1 protein-coding gene is annotated in these 4,071 nt (G+C 35.6%); it reads right to left on the reverse strand.

Annotation, left to right across the window (positions count from 1 at the left end; genetic code table 11):
* Window positions 1–274: 274 nt before the first annotated feature.
* A complete protein-coding gene (locus MUW74_RS02320; protein ID WP_243518977.1) occupies window positions 275–3,814 on the reverse strand; it encodes a sodium:solute symporter family protein in 3,540 nt (1,179 codons plus the stop codon).
* Window positions 3,815–4,071: the final 257 nt, after the last annotated feature.

Here is a 4,071-nt window from a genome sequence, read left to right on the forward strand (position 1 = left end):
TTCATCAGCGCTTGATTTTTTGACTATTTTTTGATCAAGCAAAAAGTAGCTTTAAAAAATTCATTTTTTACCAGTGTCAGGAACAGATACAGAAAAATAGCTTATTTGAACCCGTGCAGCGGGTAAGTGCTGTTTTTATATTTCTAAAGGGTGAATTTCCCCAGCTTGTTTACCTAAGGCTTAATGTTTTGAACAGGCTTCTTATGAAGCAAAAATGCCCTACAAATAGGGCATATACCAGTAACGTGAACAAATACTCGAAGTGGAAGGCATACTAAAAATCTATGTGATTTTCTTTACTTTTACTTGTATCGTTACAAAGATTTAGTGCTTCTTGCGCAGCTATGTCTAATGCTGTTGCTATCTCTGTACCTAAATATTTATTGGCTATTTGAACATCTATGGTAAAGGTTTCTTGTGCCATATGTTGAACCTCTGTTAAATAGATATAACCGGATGCATGACGTAGATCATAGAGCCGTTCGGCTAATTTGATAAAAAGCACAGAGAGTTGTACATGATCTTCTTTAAGTGCTTGTTCCAATCGATTCTGTATACAAAGTAAGGAAGGATCATCTAACTCTTGCCGTTTATCTATCTTTACCAGATTCGAAACAAAAGCATAAACACCTAAATTATAATGTTCTTTGATGTAAGAAAGCGGCAAGCAAGTACGACGTACTAATTCATAGAGCAAGGAGGCATAAATTACTTTAGGTGAGTGAAAGACCCAATCTACCACTATTTGGGCAATCCCTACCGAACGGACATAAAACAATTGGCCTGAAGCATGGCGCTTAAAGCCAAAATATTGCCGTAGCAATAAAAGTAACCCTGAAATGATTTTTATATCAATAGGGGTCTCTTTAGATAAATATTTACAGACATGGTCATGGAACTTCATTAAGGCCATCATGGAATCTGCTTGCTCTTGAGGGCTCAAAGGAGCCTCTGAGGTTAAGCAACCTATAGGTAATTTAACGGTCATCTTATCGCGAATATCGGTGACATCTCTAGGCAATACCAGCAACATAGTGGGTTGCTTTTCATCTTTATAAATTTTCAAATAGCCATAATGGGCATGCACCATACTAGCTATGGTGTCTTGCTCCAGATCTATGGAAGGTGCTGCATTTTTAGAAATCTTAGGGTCCATATCATGCAGTTCATCATAGCAGGACTTCACTGTTGGCATAACCTCAGAAGAAGTAGCAGACTGACTGATTACCATAGCAATAGACTGAAAGTACACAAACGAGGGACGACTATTGTCAATAGCATCCGATTGCTTAAATCGCAAAGTGGTAGAATAGAGTTGTATCCGAACAATCAGTGCGTTCGGCCCCTCTAACCTACCAACCCGTAAAATGGCTTTAACCAATGAGTAGACTACTTGATTGATATCGCATACAATATAAGTGCATGGCTGTTTATCAGGAGTCTCTATGGTTTCTACTAGTAATTTAGGTGGATCATTTATCTCTTGAGACAAAGTAATTTCTACTTCACGCATCAGTTTATCTAAGGTAATTTTATTAGGTTGCAGCAATGCATGTTCTTTGGCCTTTTCTCTTCTATTAAAATAGGTGACCCAATCGTAAAACTTATTCATAATGCTTTGAAAGTCTTCCTTAAAAAGGGGAGTATCCTTATCTAAAAAAGAAATAAATTCCTCCACTTTACGTACTACTTGATTTAATATAAAGCCGTAACCTTTTCGAACACTACCCTGATTAGAGGGAACCAAAGCCGCATCATAAAGAGAAGACTTGAGTTGTTGAGAAGATCTAATCTGTTGCTGGTTTTTTAGGTAAAGATTTTGCCTAGTAAGATTACCTTGTTGGATTTTCAAGTAGATAATAATGGCAAGTAGCAATAAGCCTATTATCAATAGCGGTAATAAGGAAGACAATAGTGTATGGGACAAGCAAATAGAGATCGGATAAATGGTCAGTAATAAGGTAACTGTTATAATGGGTATAGCTAGATAAAGAGGCAAGGTCAATAAGATTATAGCAAAATGGGTAAAGGAGAGCGATAGGGTAAAAATCGGATCTACCGAATGGGAGCAATGCCAAAACAAATTTAAAGGAAAATAAACCACTAAGCCTATGAGCCAACCTAGTCCAGTTGGAATGCCTCTTGTTGTTTTAGCAATAGCATGGATAAAGGGATATCCTATAAAAAAAGCGGCTACAAAAAGCTGCAGAATGAGCCAAAAACTATTATTATAAATAGGCGCTATAAAGTGTGCCATTAAGCTAGTAATAGCCAGGTAGAATCCAATACATACTAGGATGTTATAGCTAGGTTTGATCTTACCCAAAGTAGCTTTTCTATTGGCCCACCCATTTTTAATTGCTTGTTTGCGTTCTTCACTTCTTCTGGCCTTTTCTTGTTGCATTTGTTTAAAATTAGTATCTGGACCAACCCAGCCTGCACTTGGCGGCTGTTTCAGGAGATAGTGGGCAGAAAGCATGGCTAGGCCATTGGCTAACATAGCAACAAAAGAACCATCTATACCCGTTTTAGGTTGAATATATGTATTCCAAGCTATAATTGTGGTTATACCGGTAACCATACCAATTAAAGCAGTCCTGGGACTACCTCGAAAGCCAAAAACAGCTAAGAGAAAGGGAGCAACCGTTATAGGAATAGAAAAATCTAAACTGAACTTTAATAAACTTAATAAGTTGTTAGAATAAAAAGTTAGCATCATAGCTAATAAGCCTATTATTAGCGTACTCCATTTAGCTATTTTAAGGTGATTGATAGGATGTAATTTTTTCGGTATGATTTTTTGTATAATATCATAACTAGCTATAACTGCACAATTATTTAGATGTGAATCGGCTGTAGACATCGTCATGGCTAATAGGCTGATAGCAATACAACCGTTAAGAACAGGAGGTACATGGGTTGGAATATAATTCCAAACTTTATTTAACGGAAGATTTAGGTCCTTTGCAAAGACAAATAAGCTGATTAAAATGATAAGAATCTTTATAAGATAGTGACAAATAGTAGATATCTTAAAAACTTTGTAAGCCTGATTAGGCCCTGAAGCCATATAGATCCTCTGAATAATGGTTGGCTCTTTGGTATATCCTATTAAATAACTAAGTGAAAGGAAAAGTAAACTTATTAATTTAGTATTAGCGTGTAATAAGTTATTGAAATTAAATTTTTCTTTATGCTGAATAAAATTTATAATGTCTAAGATAGATTTTTCAGTTTTTAGAAACATAAACCAAGCCAATAATGGAATGATAATAGTAAATGTTATAAACTGTAACACATCAGTGCAAGTAACTGAACGAATACCACCTAGTGTGGAGTAGAAAATAAGGATTAAAGTAGCTAACACAGCAATAATATGCGGGTTGTATGTAACGATGCTACTCATAGTCATTGATATAGCTTTGATTTGAATAGCAATAACCGCTGTGGCACTACAAATAGCAGATATGGCTGTAATCATACGCGCATATTGTCCATATATGCTACCAATTGTTTCTGGAAGGGACAAGTGCTTCATAAATGGCCCCATGCGTATGGCTACTAGGCTAACTATCCAAAGATTAAGGCCTGATAAAATCATAAGAATTATCCAGTATAATCCACTACTATATACCTGTTCTATAGCACGTATTAGGGTCCCACCTCCATAAGTTGTAGCCAATACAGTAGCTATTAAAGTAGGTGTAGAAAAAGCTTTATCCCCTATCGCATATGTTCTTAGAGTAGTTGATTTATTATGATAACTATAGTACATACCACTGGCTAATGTTAGTAGTAAAAATATTACTACCATAACGAAAGGAATATTAAACATAATGGATATAAGTTGGAATATATCTTTAGTTATTTAGTCGTATCTGTTTTTCTATAGTTGGATCAGGTGTGGCATAGAAATTTGGTATCTGTTCATGACACTGGTAAAAAATGAATTTTTTAAAGCTACTTTTTGCTTGATCAAAAAGTAGACAAAAAATCAAGCGCTGATGAAAAAAGCGCGCGTTTTTTACTAGCATAAACCATAGTGGTGAGCGGAAACTAATTATTTTAACT

It is taken from the genome of Candidatus Cardinium sp. cBcalN2 (assembly GCF_022810445.1).
In the GTDB taxonomy this organism is placed as follows: domain Bacteria; phylum Bacteroidota; class Bacteroidia; order Cytophagales; family Amoebophilaceae; genus Cardinium.